This is a genomic window from Bacillus sp. T17B1 (assembly GCF_026796395.1).
Lineage (GTDB): Bacteria > Bacillota > Bacilli > Bacillales > Bacillaceae > Bacillus > Bacillus spizizenii_A.
In genome coordinates, this window is the sequence record NZ_JALAYA010000018.1 from 1 (window position 1) to 17325 (window position 17325).

The window sequence follows — 17325 nt, forward strand, 5'->3', positions numbered from 1 at the left end:
CAAGTCTAATGTCGGATAACAATCATCCTTTTTCAAACTTGAAGGTGTTTTTTATTTGTCTCATCTTATGGGGTCAGTCCCAACCACACTGTTCTTCGGTTAAATCCCTTCAGAAAAAAGGTAACCGCAACCGGGCTGAGCAATGTGATATATAAACCTGTACCCGGAAACATGAAACCGAACGAAAAGCCAACTGCAATATCAATCAGGCAAAACAAGATGCCATATTTCTCTACTCTTAATAAAAGATGATTTGCTAAGAACACACCCGTAGCGCCAACGATGAATAAATACTCAAACCAACGGTCATCTTTTACAAGAAAAAAGTAAACTGAACAGCTTACCATTAAGGTGAAAATCCTGGTAAATATAAGAGCCTTCACGCTCATCACTCCCGTTACCCAATTCCCTTCTTATCATACCTGCCTCAGGGCATTTTTGACAGGAGTTTCTGGAAATTAAAAAATCCCTCTGCCGTTTTTTCGGCAAAGGGAGTACAGTCAAATCACAAATAGAATATGGGCCCCGGAAACAGGATCTTTCACACGGAAGCTGTTTTCCGTTTCTTCAATCGAATATCCGGCATGTTTGACTCGGTCTGCCACTCGAACCAGTTCCTCTTGATGAGGCAGGGCAACCGTGTAATAGTCTAGTCCGCTGGCATTTGTCGGTTTTGGCGGCGCGTATCTTCCCGCCCAAATGTTTAAGCCGATATGATGGTGGTATCCCCCGGCTGAAACGAAGAGAGCGGACATGCCCGCATAGTTTCCGACAATGTCAAAGCCCAGCACATCTGTATAAAACGCTTTTGCTTCGTTCAAATCACTGACATGCAGATGAATGTGCCCGATAATTGTATCGTTCGGAAGTGCTGTTTTCCGCTCATCTCCGGCTTCTTCCATAAGGCCCTCGATGTCCACCGCAGTTGTCGTCATGGCGTAGTTTCCTTCTTGATCACGCTGCCACGTGCTGCGGGGGCGGTCAGCGTACATTTCAATGCCGTTTCCATCAGGATCAGACAGATAGAGCGCTTCACTCACAGCATGATCCCCATGTCCGATGGCAATGCCGTGTTCAATCAGACGGGCCAGCGCGATACCAAGTTCCTTTCTGTTCGGAAGAAGAATCGCAAAGTGATATAAACCCGACACAGACCGTTCAGGCAAGACAACGGCGCTTGGATTCTCTTCAAGAATAAGAAGTACACGTTTCCCGTCAGCGGTTAATTCAGCTTGGCGATCCGTCTTTTGTACGACTTGTAAGCCGATGACGTTACAGTAGAACTGAAGGGAACGCTCCAGACTGCGGATTGTGAGTTTAACATAGCCAATTCTTGTATCCTCATGAATGCTGGTCATGCTGTATGCCTCTTTTCTTATGCTGATACGTTTTCGCTCTTTTTTGCTTTAAACACAAGTGGGTCCAGCGCCAAGAAACGGCTTCCGGAAAGTGCCAGGTGGATTGATGTTAAAAGCAAAAGGTAATCAAATTCTGCATTGCCCATGAAAGGTGCTTTCAGCTTGACTGTAATGATGGCCCCGATCAGCGTGAGAGCAAACAGAACACTGACAATACGTGTAGCCAATCCGAAGAAGACAAGCACTCCGCCTACCAATTCAATCGTTGCGATGACATATGCCATAAAACTTGGAAGGCCTAGGCTGCCAAAAAATTGGATGGTGCCCTCCATTCCCTGAAACTTTGATAAACCATGAACAAAAAAGATAATACCTGTCATAACTCTTAAAAGTAATGTGCCAATTTCAAATGATTTATTCATTTTATCCTCCTTGAAAATATTATTACTTACTTAATGTAAGTTAGTATATATACATAACTTGTTTACGTCAAGTAATTTTGTTACATTTTACGAAAATGAAATAAAATTACTATAAAACTGTAACAAAAAAGACCTTTGTGCGGGACAAAGGTCTATTTCTCAAATTGGCTTTCATATAAGTCACTGTAAAATCCTTTTTGCCGGATCAGCTCGTCATGGCTGCCTTTTTCAATCATTTCGCCGTCTTTTAGCACCACAATTTGGTCCGCTCTTTGAATGGTGTTCAGCCTGTGGGCAATGATGACGCTTGTTCTTCCCTCCATTAAACGGGCAAGCGCTTCTTGAATGTTAACTTCTGTGACGGTATCGATGTTGCTTGTCGCTTCATCCAAGATGAGAAGAACCGGATCAGCAAGCACAGCCCGCGCTATGGAAATCAATTGTTTCTGCCCTTGGCTGATACCTGATCCGTTTTGCGTGAGCACTGTGTCGTACCCTTTTGGCAGCCTTTCAATAAAGCTGTGGGCATTCGCTGTTTTTGCCGCGGCTTCGACTTCCTGATCAGAAGCATCAAGCCTGCCGTAGCGAATATTTTCTCTGATTGTTCCCTGAAATAAGAAAGAATCTTGAAGGACAAACCCCATGTTTTTTCTCAGGCTGGCTCTGGTAAGGGTTTTAATATCTGTACCGTCGATTAAAATCGTTCCCTCATCAGGCTCATAAAAACGGGCAAGCAGGTTAGTGACAGTTGTTTTCCCCGCTCCCGTCGGTCCGACAAACGCGATGGACTGCCCGGCAGGCACGGTAAACTGTAAATGTTTTAATGTCGGCTGACCCTCGTCGTAACCGAAGGACACATCCCGGAATTCAATACTGCCTGTTTGGATCGGCTGATGTACGGCGTTCTTCTCATCCTCGCGCTCCTCTTTTTCATCAAGCACGTTAAACACCCGTTCAGCACCGGCAATCGCAGACAGCATCGTATTAAACTGGTTGGCCAGATCGTTTAAAGGGCGTGTGAATTGTCTTGAATACTCGGCAAAGACAACGATGGAGCCAATGGAGATCCAGCCTTTCAGCGCGAAAAAACCGCCGATTGCGGCAATCATCGTAAAGCTTAAGTTATTCAAAGCATTCATGACTTTCGGGATAAAACCAGAAATCGTCTGTGCCCAAAAGCCCGAGGTCTTGAGCGCAGCGTTTTTTTCTAGAAATTCGGCAGTAATCTGATTCTCTCGCGAATATGCTTTGATGACCTTTGCACCGGAAACTGATTCCTCAATATATCCATTCAGTTCACCAAGGTTTTTCTGCTGTTCTTTAAACAGCTTTCCCGTCCGGTTGGTGATCCATTTCAGGCTCGCTGCCATCACCGGAATAATGGTCAGCGTAATCAATGTAAGGAGAGGGCTCATGTACAGCATGACCGCAATCGTCCCGACAAAGGTGATGACACTTGACAAAATTTGAATAACTGACGTGTTTAAGGTAGAACTTACATTTTCGATGTCATTCGTCACCCGGCTCATCAGCTCACCGTGCCGCTGTTTATCAAAAAACGGAATCGGCAGCTCGTGCAGATGGGTGAACAACTCGCTTCTCATTCTGAAAACAGTGCCTTGAGAGATCGTAATCATCCAATAGTTTTGAAACCAGAGCGACAGGGACTGAATGATATAGATAGCGAGCAGAAGAAGCAAAACGGGAATCAGGCCGCTGACCGTTTTCCCAACAATAAAATGGTCGATGGCCTTTCCGATCACAAATGGGCCAAGAAGCCCGAATATCGCGCTGATGACAACCATCATCATGACAAGGATAAGAAGTCCTTTTCGTTCAGCCAAGTACGACCAGATTCGCTTCAGTGTGCCTTTTGCATCCTTTGCTTTCGCCCGCTTTTTCGCGCCTTTCTTTTTGTCGATTGGCAGTTTGGGATATTGGAAAGGCTTGCGGATGTCCTTTAACATGACTCGCTCCCCTCCCTTCCGAATTGCGATTCGTAAATGCGCTTGTATAAGTGAGATTCAGAAAGCAGTTCACTGTGCGTGCCTTTTTCAATCAGTTTGCCATCCTCAAGCAGCAAAATCTCATCAGCTTTCATTGCCGTCGTAACTTTTTGCGTAATAATCAAAGTTGTGCACTCATATGTGCTGATCGCATTAAGCAGCTTCGCCTCCGTTTGCAGGTCGAGTGCGCTTGTGCTGTCATCCAAAAGAAGGATCGCCGGCTTTCGGATCAGTGCCCGCGCTATGGAGATCCGCTGCTTCTGGCCGCCGGACAGGTTGACGCCTCTTTGTCCCAACACGGTATCATACCCATTTGGGAGCTTCATAATCGTTTCATGAATTTGCGCATGTTTGGCCGCTTCCATTATTTCATCAAGTGAAGCATTTTCTTTGCCCCAAGCGATATTATCTTTAATTGTGCCAGAAAACAGGAGCACTTCCTGCGGTACATATCCAATTTGCTTGCGAAGCCCCTCTGCCGGAAAATCATGAATCGGCTTTTCATCTATGTAAATGCTTCCTGAATCTGGCTGATAAAGCCGCGGAATGAGCTGAAAGAGCGTGGACTTGCCCGATCCTGTCGCACCGAGAATCGCGATCGTTTCCCTCGGCTTTGCGGAAAATGAAACATTCCGCAGCGCTTCTCTGTCCATTTCAGGATATCGGAAGGATACATGCTGAAACTCAATCCTTCCCGACAAACGATCAGATATGATCCCTTCCTCCCGCTCATCGCCTTCCGTTTCAAACACCTCGCCGATTCTATCACCTGAAGCCTTTGCCCGGGTGAAAATCATAATCAAAAACGGAAACATCGAAAGTGCCCCCGTTATTCGTGTTGCGTAGTTAATAATCGCAACAACATCACCGACTTGAGTGCTTCCGTTCGTGATACTGTAGGCCCCTGACCACAAAATCAAAAGGATGCAGAGGTTCATCATCAGCATCAGCACAGGCATCGTGAATTCTACAAGCTGAAAGGCTGAAACTGTTTTGTCCATCAGTCTCGTATTGGCTTTAATAAATCTTTTGACCTCGTGGCTGCCGCGAAGCAGCGCTTTAATCAGCTTGATCGCGGTTAAGTTTTCCTGCATGACGGTGTTCACCTGATCCAGCCGTTTCTGCACTGAGCGGAACAGCGCCCCGCCTTTCTTTAATACCCAAAGTAAAAACAAGATGAGGATCGGAATGGTCACAAGCAGAAAAAAGCCGAGCTTCACGTTAACGGCAAGCGACAGCACAATGCCGCCTACAATCATTAACGGAGCCCGCAGCATGAACCGCAAACTCATAAAAATCATGTTTTGAACCTGAGTGACATCGTTTGTCAGCCTTGTGATATACGAAGAGGACGAAAACTGTCCAAATGTAGAATAGGAGAAGGACTGGATTTTTTGAAAAAGCCCTTTTCTCGTATCGTAGGAAAAGCTTTGGCTGACATGGGCGGCATAAAAGGAATTCAGCATTCCCGCCGCAAACGATAACACGGTCAGTCCGACCATGACCGCGCCCCATGTCCACACATGCCGCAGGTCTTGTTTTAAAATCCCATCGTCAATGATTTTCGCGATTAATAAAGGCTGAATCAGCTCAACCGCAAGCTCCGTCAACATGAGAATCAGCGCAATTCCCACCAGCAATGAGTATGGTTTTAAAAACGATAAAGCCTTTTGCATGTAAAAGCCTCCAAACCCCTTTTTACTCGATTATCTCTTTCTTTACTTTACTATGACGGTCTTTTTGACGGCAAACGAAAACCCTCCCGAAAAGGAGGGCCGGCATTATTGATTTAATATTTTCTCCACACGCTCCCGCATCTGCGGCACGCTCAATCCGATAATCACCTGAAACGCTTTTCCGTTCCTGACGACGCCGTGGACGCCAAGAGCACGGAATACGCTGTCGGGTTCAACCTTTGTTTCATCCTTGACACTGACTCTGAGGCGGGTGGCGCAGTTTGTCACTTCTGTGATGTTGTCTTTTCCGCCCAGTGCTTCAATATACAAAACGGCGGTGTCATCTGCCGTTTCAGCGGCGGCGGCCGTTTCGTCCCTCTTGTTTTTTCTGTCTCTGTATTCCTGTTTCGAATACAGCTTTGTTTCCTGCTGATCATCCTTTTCCCGTCCCGGTGTAGCGATATTGAATTTGAGGATTAAAAATCGGAAGACGAAAAAATAAATAGCTGTAAAAGAGAGCCCAATCAGAACTTGATACACATAGATCATACCGTGGCTGCCAAAGAGCGGAATCCAGTTCAAGGTCACTGCTTCGATCAACCCGCCTCCCATATTTCCGACGACACCGGCCATATACATGACTGTCGACATTGTTGCGGCAAGCACGGCGTGAACCGCAAATAGAAAAGGAGAAATAAATAAGAAAGTGAACTCAATTGGCTCAGTAATACCCGCGACAATCGCCGTCAGCGTGACAGGAATCAGCAGCCCGGCGACCAGTTTTTTCTTTTCCTTTTTGGCTGTGACATAAAACGCCAGGGCGATCCCCGGAATGCCGAAGATTTTCGAGTTCCCATGAAGTGCGAATCCGCCTTGCGGGAAAAGCTCCTTCAGCGGCTTGGCGCTTTGCGAATATTCTCCGAGATGCTGTGCCCAATACGTGACGATCCCGCCTTCTGCTACTGCAGGCCCATAAATAAACGGCGTGTAAATAAAGTGATGAAGGCCGGTCGGAATCAAAATCCGTTCCAAAAATGTGTAAATCCAGACGCCCACCGCCCCGGAAGCAACCAAGAAGCTTTGAAGTGAGCCGATTCCCGTCTGAACCATCGGCCAAATGTAAGAGACGGCCAAGGCGATCGGGATCATAATGAAGAAGGAAATCATCACGATATACGTTGAGCCTTGAAAGATGCCGAGAAAATCGGGCAGTTTTTTATCAAAATAGCGGTTATGCAAAAAGACGACAATTGAGGAAATAAAGATGGCTCCGATAATGTTGGTATCAAGTGTTTTGATGCCCGCGATCATCGTTAACCCGCTCGTTCCGCCCACCTCTTGGTTCATGTCGACGCCGAATGCGCCACCCCAAACCGTCAAGATCGAGCTGACAAAGTAATTGAACGTCAGATAAACCGTAAGCGCTTCCAAACAGGCGCGCGCCTGAGCTTTCTTCGCCAAAGCAACCGGGATGCCAATGGCGAATAAGAGCGGCATTTGATTAAATACAGTCCAGCCGCCCTGTTCAATGATATACCAGCACTGATACCAAAACCCATCAGGGTCGGCAAGCGGGCCCATGAGGGTTTTATTTTTAAAAAGCGTACTGACACCGACGATAATGCCGGCAAACGCGAATAAAAGAACAGGTACAAACATCGCGCTTCCAAAGCGCTGAATTTTTTGCATCATACCATAACCCCCTGCTACTCAATGTCATTTTTTTCTGCCTCTTTGTAATCAACATATGCGCGGAACAATGCTTCGCCAACGAGAAAAAATGGTGCAAAAGCGACAATTTCCGTTTTATCGCTTAATGTCACAGGTTTGCTTGCCGCATAAAGATTATGCGGCGTCAGTTGGGCGAGGACATTGTTTTTTAAATTTGTAATGGAAATAAAGGGAATACCCTTTGCAGAAAGCATTCTTGCCTGAGGAATCAGCTCCGGTGTTTCTCCGGAAAGAGAAATGATGATAAACAGATCGTTTACTTTAAAATCATCGCGCATCAGGTTAAATTCATTTCTGTCTTCAATCAAAATGAGATATCGATGGCGAGGAATAAACATTCTTTGCAAATCACGGGCGCATATCTTTTGCGCATTTCCTGATCCATACACGAAAATGCGGTCCGCTTCATCAATCAGCTGGCACATCTCCGTCATATCCTTTGACCTTAAGAATTTCAGATTTGATTCAATATCGTCAAGCAGCTTTTGAAAACTCATACTCTCGCCTTCTTCCGGCTGATCTTCCCACTTTAAAAAGACGCGAAACTCACTGTATCCGCTGAAGCCTAGCTTTTGGGCGAGCCGCAAGATCGAGGAACGCGAGACACTGCAAGCTTTGGCCAGCGCGTCAATTCCAAGATGATAGCACGTGTGCTTGTGATTCAATATATATTTTAAAATATGAAAATCGTTGTCATTTAATTTGCCGTAGTACTGATTAATCAATTCATCGAGCTTCATATCAGATCCCCCCATTTTCTTTCTATTATATACAATAACAGATTCGAAAACGGGGGGTATTTCAGTTACGAAATGCGGGTTGGGCTTTGATCAAGCTCAGGCCAGAAGTCTTTGTTGGCCTCAATCAAATCCTCAAGAATGAGCCTTGCCACACGCGCGTTCGGTACTGTTTTTGACAGGATCAGCGCCTGCCAGAGCTTTTGAAACGATTTCTCCGCCCACGCTTCAACAGTCAGTTTCTCAACGGATACCTGCTGCTCCATCAGTCCTTTTTGGAATTGCGGAATGGTGCCAACGGTGATCGGTTCAGGCCCATTTGAGCCGACGATACACGGCACTTCGACCATCGCAGTCGGGTCAAAGTTCGCAATCGCGCCGTTATTTTCAACAATCAACAGCATTCGTTCACCAGTGTTGTAAGCAATCGCCCGGGCCAGATCTACGATATATGAAGCATGATCATCGATTTTAATTTCGCTGTTTTTTGAAGACTGCTCGCGTGTGATCATGTCACATTGGCTGAAAATAAAGGCTTCTCGCCCTTCCATCACTTCATTTGCACGCGTATGATTCGGATTTGATTTTTTCACCATGTCATCCGGAAACAAATAATATTGCAAATACGTATTCGGCAGTGTGTCAGGATCTGCTGTCTGCACGTCACGCGCCTTGGCGAACGTGTCATTCCAGCTCGCCTCCACTGCTTCAGCCTCCGTCTTCGGAATGTACCCGTATTGAGATACATGCTCCTTCAGCTTCGGCATCAAATCGTTGCCCTCTTGATCCTGAATCGATGTCCACCAGCCGAAATGATTTAATCCGTAATAACGGACCTTCATTTCTTTTCTTGAAGACAGGCCGAGAATTTGCGCCATCCGGTCTTCGATTCCAACCGGCATATCACAGATATTGAGAATTTTTGAATTCGGTCTGAGTCGTCTCGTTGCTTCGGCTACGATCGCCGCCGGGTTGGAATAATTGAGCATCCACGCATCTGGCGAATATTTTTCCATGTAATCTAATATTTCAAGCACACCGCCAATTGAACGCATGCCATATGCGATTCCGCCCGGCCCGCACGTCTCCTGGCCGACAACTCCGTACTTTAACGGAATTTGTTCATCCAGCGCACGCATGGCGTACTTCCCTACCCTGATGTGCGCCATGACAAAGTCGACATCTGTAAAAGCTTCTTCTGGGTCAGTCGTCGCGGTAAATTCAATGTCCGGCGCTTTCTCTCTGATAAAAACGTCACAAGCGCCTGCTATGCGATCCTGTCTTTCCTTATCATTATCATACAGCTTCAGCTTTCTGATTGGAAACTCCTCCAAATGGTCCAAGAGCATCAGAACGATCCCTGGAGTGAAAGTGCTCCCTCCGCCCGCTATTACGATTGAGAATGATTTTTCCTTCATATGACGACCTCCTTGATAACGTTTACATTTCATTTATATCATGGAAGAGCCCGTCCTGTAACACGTTTGGCGCACTTAGGGCATTTGATCAACTTTAGTGTTTTTTCCCAAAGAGCGGGAAATTTCTCGAACTACAGCGAATCCGCAAAATAGATAAAAACAACCATTAAAATAGACCTACATACACTTAACATTCCTTTTAATCAAAAGGCCAAAATAGCAAAGAGATTATTATATAATCTCTTTGCTATTTATCCACTACATTCCATCATGTAACATTAAGAAAGTCTCCCTTCTTATGGTTCCTAGCAGTTCAAAAGAATTACATATTATATGACAATGAGGTGTTTACAGTTGTTTGGTGAAATGTTGGGATTATCCTTTGTAAAAACACAACTAAGTTTAAAAAAGGATAATTTAGAAGATCTCAAAACTTGCAAAACCAACTTGACAAATATCCAGCAAGAATTCTTGGAATCAAAAGATAAAATAACTGAGCCATCTCTGTCTTCGGCCACATGGCAGGGAAGTTTGGCAGATAAATTCGAACTTATTCGAGACGAGATAATCACAGATTATAAAGATTTAAAAGACAAACAATTAGATGAAATTATAAGTAAAATCGAAGACGAAATTAATACGTTAAATAATGATATAGATGGGTTAAAAAATCAGATTATTTCTATTGAAAAAGAAATAGAAAAACAAAAAAATAAAAATTCACACTGATAAAGGGAGAGTTTGTATGGGCAATGAGATAAAATTTGATTTTCCTGAAATTGAAAGAGCAATTTCAAAATTAAAAAATACCACTGAGGTTCTTAAAGTATCTACTCCAACTAATTTAACGGACCACAATAGTCTTGATGTCACAAAGAAACTAAATACGTTGAATAACAAGTTAAATAAACTGGCTGAGAAGTATGCTTCTTCCTTAAACAAACAAATCTTACAAACAGAACAATTAGTTAAGTCTATGCAAGAAAAAGATGAAGAACTTTCCAAATCAATAACTAATAAATAATGTAAAGAAGGAAGGAACGTTGCGTGAAAACTCTTGATGTACAATCATTTCTCAACTCTGTAGACAAGACCTTAAAACAATTAGATAAGCAAGCTGAGAAATTAACAGATGTAATTAAAAGTACACAAGGTATTGCATCGTCTAGAAAATGAACTTTATGCTGCAGAAGGTATTGGTTTAGGGATAAAATTTGGAGCAGAAAAAGATGACTAGGAGGTATATAAATGAGTGAAAAAAATGGGTTTTTACCAAAAAAAATTAATGAAGCACTATTAATAGGTTCTATTTTTCCAGTTCCTTTCGGTATCTTTAGTTTATTCATGCTATATTGGTTAATTGATAGTGAAACCCCTCAGGAAGTAATATATTTAATTACTTTTATTATTGCAGTATTCACTTTTCTTATACCTTTATGCTTACATATTTTCAGAAAAAAATTCTGGTTAAAAAAACATCCACACCTGCTTAAGAAAAAAAATTAATAAAGAAAGAGTGAGAAATTAATGTCTAATACATTGCTGCCTATCGGTAGTGTGGTGAAAATTTTAAATGTACGAAAAACTGTAATGATTTATGGGAGAAATCAGCTTCAAACTTCTTCACAAAAAAAGTACGATTATGTTTCAGTTCCTTATCCAGAAGGTAATATCAATGAAAATTATAATTTGTTCTTCAATCACGATATGATAGAAGAAGTTCTTTTTGAGGGATATCAAACACAAGAAGAAAAAGCTTTTCAAGAAACTTTTAAAGGCTAATAAAAGGGACTATTTAATAGTACGATTTTGGAAAAAGTATAAAAAACCATTCATTTTACTATTTTATCTGTTTTTCATGATTTGTATGACATTAATTACTTTTATGCTTCCTGGCATCCAAATCGGTATAAGGATCGTTTTACTTTTTTTATTGTATTTGATCACTACTGTAACAATCTATACAGGTTATAAAGTTACCAATAAGATGCTTTTAAAAGAACAAGGAGATAGACAATGAAAAACACTTGGAATACATATAAGAAAAAAATCTTTTTAATTCTCTATTTGCTTCCTATGATTGGCATGACACTCGGGATCTCAGCAGTCCCCGACATGACATTAAAACAAAAATTGATTTTACTGGTAATTATGTATGTGATGAGTGGCTTGTTTATATTCTTTGTTTATTTAGCAATAAATAAGATTATAAAATCTATTTATAAAGATTAGTAAAAAACGCCACTTCATTTTGCAACTTGTTTAGAGCCTATTTTAGGCTCTTTTTTTATATACGGTTACCTCATAACACCAGTCTTTCCCGTGTAGTAATTCCTAATGTTAAGTTAGATCTCCCTCCTACAGATTCATTTTTTTACCTTTTTTGTAATCATAAAGTCTCACTAGCTATGAAAATCAAGTGAATATACGTCCTTCCAATTATTATGAAAAGGTTCTTTTGTACGATTCGGATACATGCCGAATTATTTATAATCATTTATATAAAACATCCATTTGTGCGTGAAATTAGAAAAGGCAGGGGACAAAAGTTGGACTCATATAAAGTTATTGAGCTGGCAAACAAGTACAGTGCGGTCGCGGAACAGGTCAGAAGCTCCAAAATGCTGCTTGAATTCCGAATATCTGCACTGGGGGATGCTTGGCAGGGAGAAGCAAGAAATTCGTTCAACCAGGATTTCGAGGAAACGAAAGCCTCCTACGATCGATTCGAACAGGAGCTGCTTGAAACTAGCCTGGAGCTGAAGGCAGCCGCCGTCAAAATAGAAGAACGAAAAGCTGAAATTGCCAGAATGGAAGAACTGGAACGGAAAGCAAGAGAGGAAAGACATAAACGCGGGAGGTGAACGGTGTGTCAGGAAACATTGCAGTTGATCCGGATAAGCTCGAACAGCTGGCAAATGATGTAGTCACAGAATTAACTGATATGGAAAATAAATACAAGGAACTACATGTGGAGCTGGGGCAGATGATTTTACAGTGCGATCCCCGCTACAGCAGCTGTTTTTCCGGAGTCGGCGATGCGTGGAGTTCAGGAAAAGCGCTCGTCACCAAGCTGAGTGACAATGAGATCTTTATCAGAAAAACGAGCGACAAATTTGTGGAACAAGATGATATTTTACGAAAGCTTTATCATGCTTACGACAAATACGGAACGATGACAAGCTTGACCGCTCTTATGCTGACACAGGGGAAATACTATGGATTAGGGCTTACGAAATTCGTGAAGCAGCCCAGCGGTTTGCATACCGCCCAGCACTCAAAACTTCTATTAGGTATTTCCAGAGCCGTTGACAGCTCACGTTATCAAAAAGCGGCCAGCGTGCTTTTGAATCCTAAATATTTGTTTAAAAAGACAAACCGGCCATTTTCAGATTTGGTCCATAAAAAGTTTACAAAGTACTTCCCTCAGGATACAGTGGATTTTTCAAATAGCGTCAGAAGCTACACAAGAGGATTTCTTAATGAAGCCGGCGTACGTTCAACTTTGAAGGATGTCGGAAAAACGGGATTAAAATTCGCTAAAGGAAATGCCATTACCGCCACACTGATCACCGGTGCGACCGAAACGTTCGGAGCGGGCTTGAAAATTGCTGAAAATTACGCGAAATACCAAGACAAACCCGAAGTTCTCAAGCGTGAAAACGCCAAGGCCGTCGGGAATGCTGTGAATAACACTATTTTCATCGCAGGAGGAGCTACGGCAGGCGCTGTCGTCGGCGGTGCCCTTGGAAGTGTGTTAGGCCCTGTTGGTACAGTAGTCGGAGGCACAATCGGATCAGCCGTAGGAGGTTTTGTTGGGGAAAAAATCGCAAAATTCACATCAGGCTTTGCTGAAAAAGCGGCGATAAAGCTGAAAGAACCGATTCACGCTGTCGTCGATACAGCCAAGAAAGGGCTGGAATCAGCCGGCAAAGTCGTCAAATCAGTGAATGATGGCATAGATGCGGCGAATAAAACGATACATAAAGGGATAGACAGCGCGAAAAAAGGAATGGAAAAAGCAAAGAAAACAGCAGACTCGCTGATACACGGCGCAACCCATTTCCTCAAAGGGAAACTTTCATTTGGATAGGAGAATAAACAATGAAGCAGTTTACGATCAGCATAGAAGAACTCTTATTTTGTTTTTATAGCGAAGGGTTTTTTGAACAGGGAATGGCCTTGAAGCAAGCCTATTTTCCGGAAATAGAAGATGAACAGCTCGGTGCTTTGTTCGAAGCGGCATGCCGCTCGCTTTTAGCCAAAGATGCGGCGGAATACCGTAATCATCAATACCGATTAAAGGACGAGTACTGCCCGTTTATCCATGTATTAAACGACGCGGATTATACAGTGAAACTGTCCAAATTTGATGAACAAGGCCAAGAACAGAATGTGTCCTGCCACGTTTCTAAGTTCGGCACTTACTCTCATGAGCTGCTGTTTGATGAACAGGTGCACAGCATCAAAAAAATGGATTCAAGTGACGGATTACTTTCTAAAACATCCGAGTTTTTAAATATAATAGATGCTGAGGATAACATAGAATCAATTATTACTCTGACATCAACTGAATTTGAATTGCTTCTGGAAGGTGCTTCAGACACTCCCACACATCTGAAAGAGTTTCTCGTTAAGCATGAACATCAAGAGGATATTACCCGATTCGTAAATGATCTGGCTTCACGAAAAGGGAAAATGGATACGCTGATGCGCCTTGTTTATGACAAAGACAACTCGCCGGAAGTGGCTGACATGGCTTTCGTCTTGCCTGGCAGCCGTCATACTTGGCTGGTAACAGGTATCACTCAAAATGAATTTTCTATCGTACCAGCAAATAAAGATGTGGTAAAAGGAATACTTTTTTGCTAAAGAGCGATAAAGGAGAATAGCAATTGAAAAACAATGAAGTAATTAAGGTCAAGAGTAGAATGTTTTTTAGAATATGGCTGTTCCTCGCCACAGGGGGCGCTTTTATTGCAGGAGTATGGCTGGTTTCTGAAGCTCTCACATTTGAATCTAAGTATGCCCTGCTTTATTTGGGCGGAGGATTAATGGCGATTGTTTATGGATTAATCACATTTTTTATGGCTTTTCCGGCGTTCACAAGCCGGGGAAATGTCATTTTCAGCGTAAAGACTGGGCCTGATGGCGAGATCTTCTCGAGAAAGCGCAGCGTGCTGTTTTCTGAGGTAAAACGGATTTATATGGGACGGCATCATTACAGTTTGAAAGGGATCTTTTTTGAGGATATTATCATCGAGAAAACAAACGGCAAAGTCGTTCGCATCCCTACCTGGAACATTATCGCGAATCCGTTGTTTTTTGAAGCGGTTGAACGCTATATCCTCCCCCATCTGAATGAAGAGGCGAAAAGCAACTGGATCAGCCAATTTACGGAGATTCAGCGCAGCGCGTATTTAAAGGAATTTGAGAATCATCCAAAGCTTTAACAGCACTCCTCTTTTATAATGAAAGAGAAAAGCAAGTTGAGGAGTGCGCGTGATGCTGATTACCATTCTTTTATTTCTCGCGGCGGGGCTTGCTGAAATTGGCGGCGGGTATTTGGTTTGGCTGTGGCTGAGAGAGGCAAAGCCAGTCGGCTATGGCATCGCCGGAGCGCTGATCCTGATTGTCTACGGCATTCTTCCGACGTTTCAGTCCTTCCCTTCCTTCGGCCGTGTATACGCCGCTTATGGCGGGGTATTCATCGCGCTTGCGGTCCTGTGGGGATGGCTTGTTGACCGGAAAACACCTGATCTGTATGACTGGATCGGCGCATTCATTTGTCTCATCGGTGTCTGTGTCATTTTATTTGCGCCCCGCGGATAACAAAATGGCCTGCTTACGAAGCGGGCCATTTTTGTTTAATCCTCTTTTAAGTTGGTCAGCTGTACTTCATGCTCCTGCTCAGGTTCGTCCAGCGGATAAATTCTCGCTGTTCCGTTTTCTTCATTCACGTGCTGAATATAAATAGGAACTCCATTATATGTTACTTTCTTCATGTCGGGAGATTCTACAATTTCTTTCGCCCTTTGACTATTCATGCTAACACCCTCCTTCATCCATAACGTTTCCATTTCTTGAAAGAAGTATGCTTTATGATTCAGCGGACAGGTTGAATTTTTTCAGCCTTTTGTAAAAAGTGCTCCGGGGTATCCCACTGATTTTGGCGGCTTGAGAGACGTTTCCTTTAGCGGATTCAAGCGCTTTGATGATGACATCTCTTTGGATTTGCTCACGAAGGGGCAGCGCGCCGGCATCAGCCGGCTTTTTTTCTGCCGGACTCATCGGAAGTCCTGCGGCTTCCAGTAAAGCCGTAAGCGGCTCATCTCTCAGCCGGCCGTCCGGAAATCTGATGCAAAGACGTTCAAACACATTGAACAGCTCGCGAATATTACCCGGCCACCTCCATTGCTTCAGCACCTCCAAAAAAGCAGGGGGAAGTTCGCCAGGCCAATGATTTTTCTGTTTGTAGTACTGAAAAAGATCCGGAATATCTTCGGGGCGTTCTCGTAAAGGAGGAAGCTCAATTGGATAGACATGAAGGCGGTAAAACAAGTCCTCTCTGATTTTTCCGCTTTCAGCAAGCTCGCGCAAATCACAATGCGTGGCGGCAATGACTCTGATATCAACCGGAATTTCTTTCGTCCCTCCGACCGGCGTAATCTTCCGTTCCTGAAGCACCCGTAAAAGCGCAACCTGCATCGAGTGGGAAATTTCTCCGATCTCATCTAAAAATAAAGTGCCTTGATTCGCTTTTTGAAAGGCGCCTTTATAGCCGTTTCGTTTCGCTCCCGTAAAAGCGCCCTCCGCATAGCCAAACAGCTCGCTTTCAATTAAATCAGACGGGATCGCTCCGCAATTGACAGCAACAAACGGGCCGTGCCGCCGCTCGCTGTTCTCATGAAGCGCGCGGGCTGCGACTTCCTTCCCCGTGCCAGTTTCCCCCGACAGACAGACCGTTGCATCCACCGCAGCCGCTCGTTCTAGGCTCTTCAGCATTGCTTGCGATCGGCTGCTCTGCCCGATGACTCCATTGAATTGAAACGCCGCCTTTTTCTTTTGTTCCGACAGATAAAAACAAGTGCCGCCATCCCCCATGGTGACGGCTTTTTCGATTGAGAAGCCTCGTGCCTTCAACTCATACAGGTGCCTGCCCTGCCAATCCGGCATTGAGGTTCGAACCGCTTCACTCGCGCTGATGATATGCTGTTTGGTATTGCAGAGCACCATTGGCACACGGGATGCAGACCTATCTCCAAAACGGCTGATCAGCTCCAGCTCTTTCTCACGGCTTTTAGCTGCCAGTTCCCGTTCCGCGGCATAGGCAATCGCCGTAGCAATACCGAGCATATGAGGATGCGCGCCTGCTGCTGGACACGATATGTCAATCACACCTGCAAGACTGCCATCCTCATGGTGAATCGGAGCGGCTGAACAGTTCCATTGATGGGAAGCGATAGAGTAATGTTCTGATCCTTGTATCGCAACCGGCTCGCTAATGTGAAGCGCCGTGCCAATCGCATTTGTTCCGACAGCCGTTTCCGTCCAGCATGCGCCCTCAACAAAGTTGATGCTTTTGGCTTCATAAAGTGCACGGGGATGTCCGTCCAATGCCAAAACAACGCCGTCTGAATCAATTAACAGCGCCATCATTTCCATCTCTTTTATGGCAGGCAGCAGTTTTTCAAGGTAAGGCTTTGCGGTCGTCAGGAAAAATGAATGCTTTTTTGACTGCTGATCCAGCTCAGTTTGCTGTAACACCTTTGGGCCTTTTTCTAAATAGGGATTGACCTCGGCTTTTTTGCAGCGATGCCATGACTCGGCGATCCGTTTTCTTAATCGGGCTTCGTCAAGCACACCGTCCTTCACAAAACGTTTCCAGGTTTGCAAATCGTTTGGGATCGAATTCATTTCCTTGATCGCTCCTCCCTTACACGCTGTTTTCATCTATTGTAGGGGAAAAATAAAGCG

The 17325-nt window shown here is 44.0% G+C and carries 19 protein-coding genes and 1 pseudogene; 10 read left to right on the forward strand and 10 right to left on the reverse strand.

The window, feature by feature from the left end; translation table 11 throughout:
* Positions 1–83 precede the first annotated feature (83 nt).
* From MOF34_RS09330 to glvA, 8 genes and pseudogenes are all read right to left on the reverse strand, one after another.
* Positions 84–347: pseudogene (locus MOF34_RS09330) on the reverse strand (sensor histidine kinase); the annotation flags it as partial.
* 153 nt (positions 348–500) lie between these two features.
* The gene (locus tag MOF34_RS09335) at positions 501–1358 is read right to left on the reverse strand and encodes a VOC family protein (protein WP_268399954.1); all 858 of its coding nucleotides are present in this window, start codon (positions 1356–1358) and stop codon (positions 501–503) included.
* Between the two features lie 17 nt (positions 1359–1375).
* Positions 1376–1780 carry a DoxX family protein gene (locus tag MOF34_RS09340; protein WP_268399955.1) on the reverse strand — a complete coding sequence of 135 codons (405 nt, stop codon included), beginning with the start codon at positions 1778–1780 and terminating at the stop codon, positions 1376–1378.
* A gap of 152 nt (positions 1781–1932) precedes the next feature.
* Complete coding sequence (locus MOF34_RS09345; RefSeq protein ID WP_268399957.1) at positions 1933–3747, reverse strand: ABC transporter ATP-binding protein; 1815 nt, start codon at positions 3745–3747, stop codon at positions 1933–1935.
* On the reverse strand, positions 3741–5462 hold the full coding sequence (locus tag MOF34_RS09350) for an ABC transporter ATP-binding protein (protein ID WP_268399958.1): 1722 nt from the start codon (positions 5460–5462) through the stop codon (positions 3741–3743). Before MOF34_RS09350 ends, MOF34_RS09345 begins: the two co-directional genes overlap by 7 nt.
* A 105-nt stretch (positions 5463–5567) precedes the next feature.
* Positions 5568–7154, reverse strand: a complete 1587-nt coding sequence (gene malP, locus MOF34_RS09355) for a PTS maltose transporter subunit IIBC (protein WP_268399960.1) — start codon at positions 7152–7154, stop codon at positions 5568–5570.
* A 14-nt stretch (positions 7155–7168) separates the two neighbouring features.
* Entirely contained in the window at positions 7169–7933 is a 765-nt protein-coding gene (gene glvR, locus MOF34_RS09360) for a MurR/RpiR family transcriptional regulator GlvR (protein ID WP_019713651.1), read from the reverse strand.
* A 65-nt stretch (positions 7934–7998) separates the two neighbouring features.
* A complete protein-coding gene (gene glvA, locus MOF34_RS09365; protein ID WP_268399961.1) occupies positions 7999–9348 on the reverse strand; it encodes a maltose-6'-phosphate glucosidase in 1350 nt (449 codons plus the stop codon).
* A 354-nt stretch (positions 9349–9702) separates the two neighbouring features.
* On the opposite strand from glvA, the gene MOF34_RS09370 reads away from it, so the two are divergent.
* From MOF34_RS09370 to MOF34_RS09415, 10 genes are all read left to right on the forward strand, one after another.
* On the forward strand, positions 9703–10077 hold the full coding sequence (locus MOF34_RS09370) for a YwqH-like family protein (RefSeq protein WP_268399962.1): 375 nt from the start codon (positions 9703–9705) through the stop codon (positions 10075–10077).
* A gap of 16 nt (positions 10078–10093) precedes the next feature.
* Positions 10094–10372, forward strand: a complete 279-nt coding sequence (locus MOF34_RS09375) for a DUF5344 family protein (protein ID WP_268399963.1) — start codon at positions 10094–10096, stop codon at positions 10370–10372.
* A gap of 224 nt (positions 10373–10596) precedes the next feature.
* Positions 10597–10854 carry a hypothetical protein gene (locus MOF34_RS09380; protein WP_268399964.1) on the forward strand — a complete coding sequence of 86 codons (258 nt, stop codon included), beginning with the start codon at positions 10597–10599 and terminating at the stop codon, positions 10852–10854.
* 21 nt (positions 10855–10875) lie between these two features.
* Positions 10876–11130 carry a DUF4176 domain-containing protein gene (locus MOF34_RS09385; RefSeq protein ID WP_014476176.1) on the forward strand — a complete coding sequence of 85 codons (255 nt, stop codon included), beginning with the start codon at positions 10876–10878 and terminating at the stop codon, positions 11128–11130.
* Between the two features lie 234 nt (positions 11131–11364).
* Positions 11365–11580 (forward strand): hypothetical protein, encoded by a 216-nt coding sequence (locus tag MOF34_RS09390; RefSeq protein WP_268399965.1) that lies wholly within the window; start codon positions 11365–11367, stop codon positions 11578–11580.
* A gap of 317 nt (positions 11581–11897) precedes the next feature.
* Complete coding sequence (locus MOF34_RS09395; RefSeq protein WP_268399967.1) at positions 11898–12212, forward strand: WXG100 family type VII secretion target; 315 nt, start codon at positions 11898–11900, stop codon at positions 12210–12212.
* Positions 12213–12217: 5 nt separating this feature from the next.
* Positions 12218–13441, forward strand: a complete 1224-nt coding sequence (locus tag MOF34_RS09400; protein WP_268399968.1) for a hypothetical protein — start codon at positions 12218–12220, stop codon at positions 13439–13441.
* An 11-nt stretch (positions 13442–13452) separates the two neighbouring features.
* Positions 13453–14220 (forward strand): hypothetical protein, encoded by a 768-nt coding sequence (locus MOF34_RS09405; protein ID WP_268399970.1) that lies wholly within the window; start codon positions 13453–13455, stop codon positions 14218–14220.
* Between the two features lie 23 nt (positions 14221–14243).
* Positions 14244–14801 carry a YfjD family protein gene (locus MOF34_RS09410; protein WP_003239791.1) on the forward strand — a complete coding sequence of 186 codons (558 nt, stop codon included), beginning with the start codon at positions 14244–14246 and terminating at the stop codon, positions 14799–14801.
* A 49-nt stretch (positions 14802–14850) separates the two neighbouring features.
* Positions 14851–15180 carry a YnfA family protein gene (locus tag MOF34_RS09415; RefSeq protein ID WP_268399971.1) on the forward strand — a complete coding sequence of 110 codons (330 nt, stop codon included), beginning with the start codon at positions 14851–14853 and terminating at the stop codon, positions 15178–15180.
* A gap of 35 nt (positions 15181–15215) precedes the next feature.
* On the opposite strand, the gene MOF34_RS09420 is transcribed toward MOF34_RS09415, so the two are convergent.
* Positions 15216–15395 carry a small acid-soluble spore protein H gene (locus MOF34_RS09420; RefSeq protein ID WP_003239795.1) on the reverse strand — a complete coding sequence of 60 codons (180 nt, stop codon included), beginning with the start codon at positions 15393–15395 and terminating at the stop codon, positions 15216–15218.
* Between the two features lie 52 nt (positions 15396–15447).
* A complete protein-coding gene (locus MOF34_RS09425; RefSeq protein ID WP_268399973.1) occupies positions 15448–17265 on the reverse strand; it encodes a sigma-54-dependent Fis family transcriptional regulator in 1818 nt (605 codons plus the stop codon).
* Between the last annotated feature and the right edge of the window lie 60 nt (positions 17266–17325).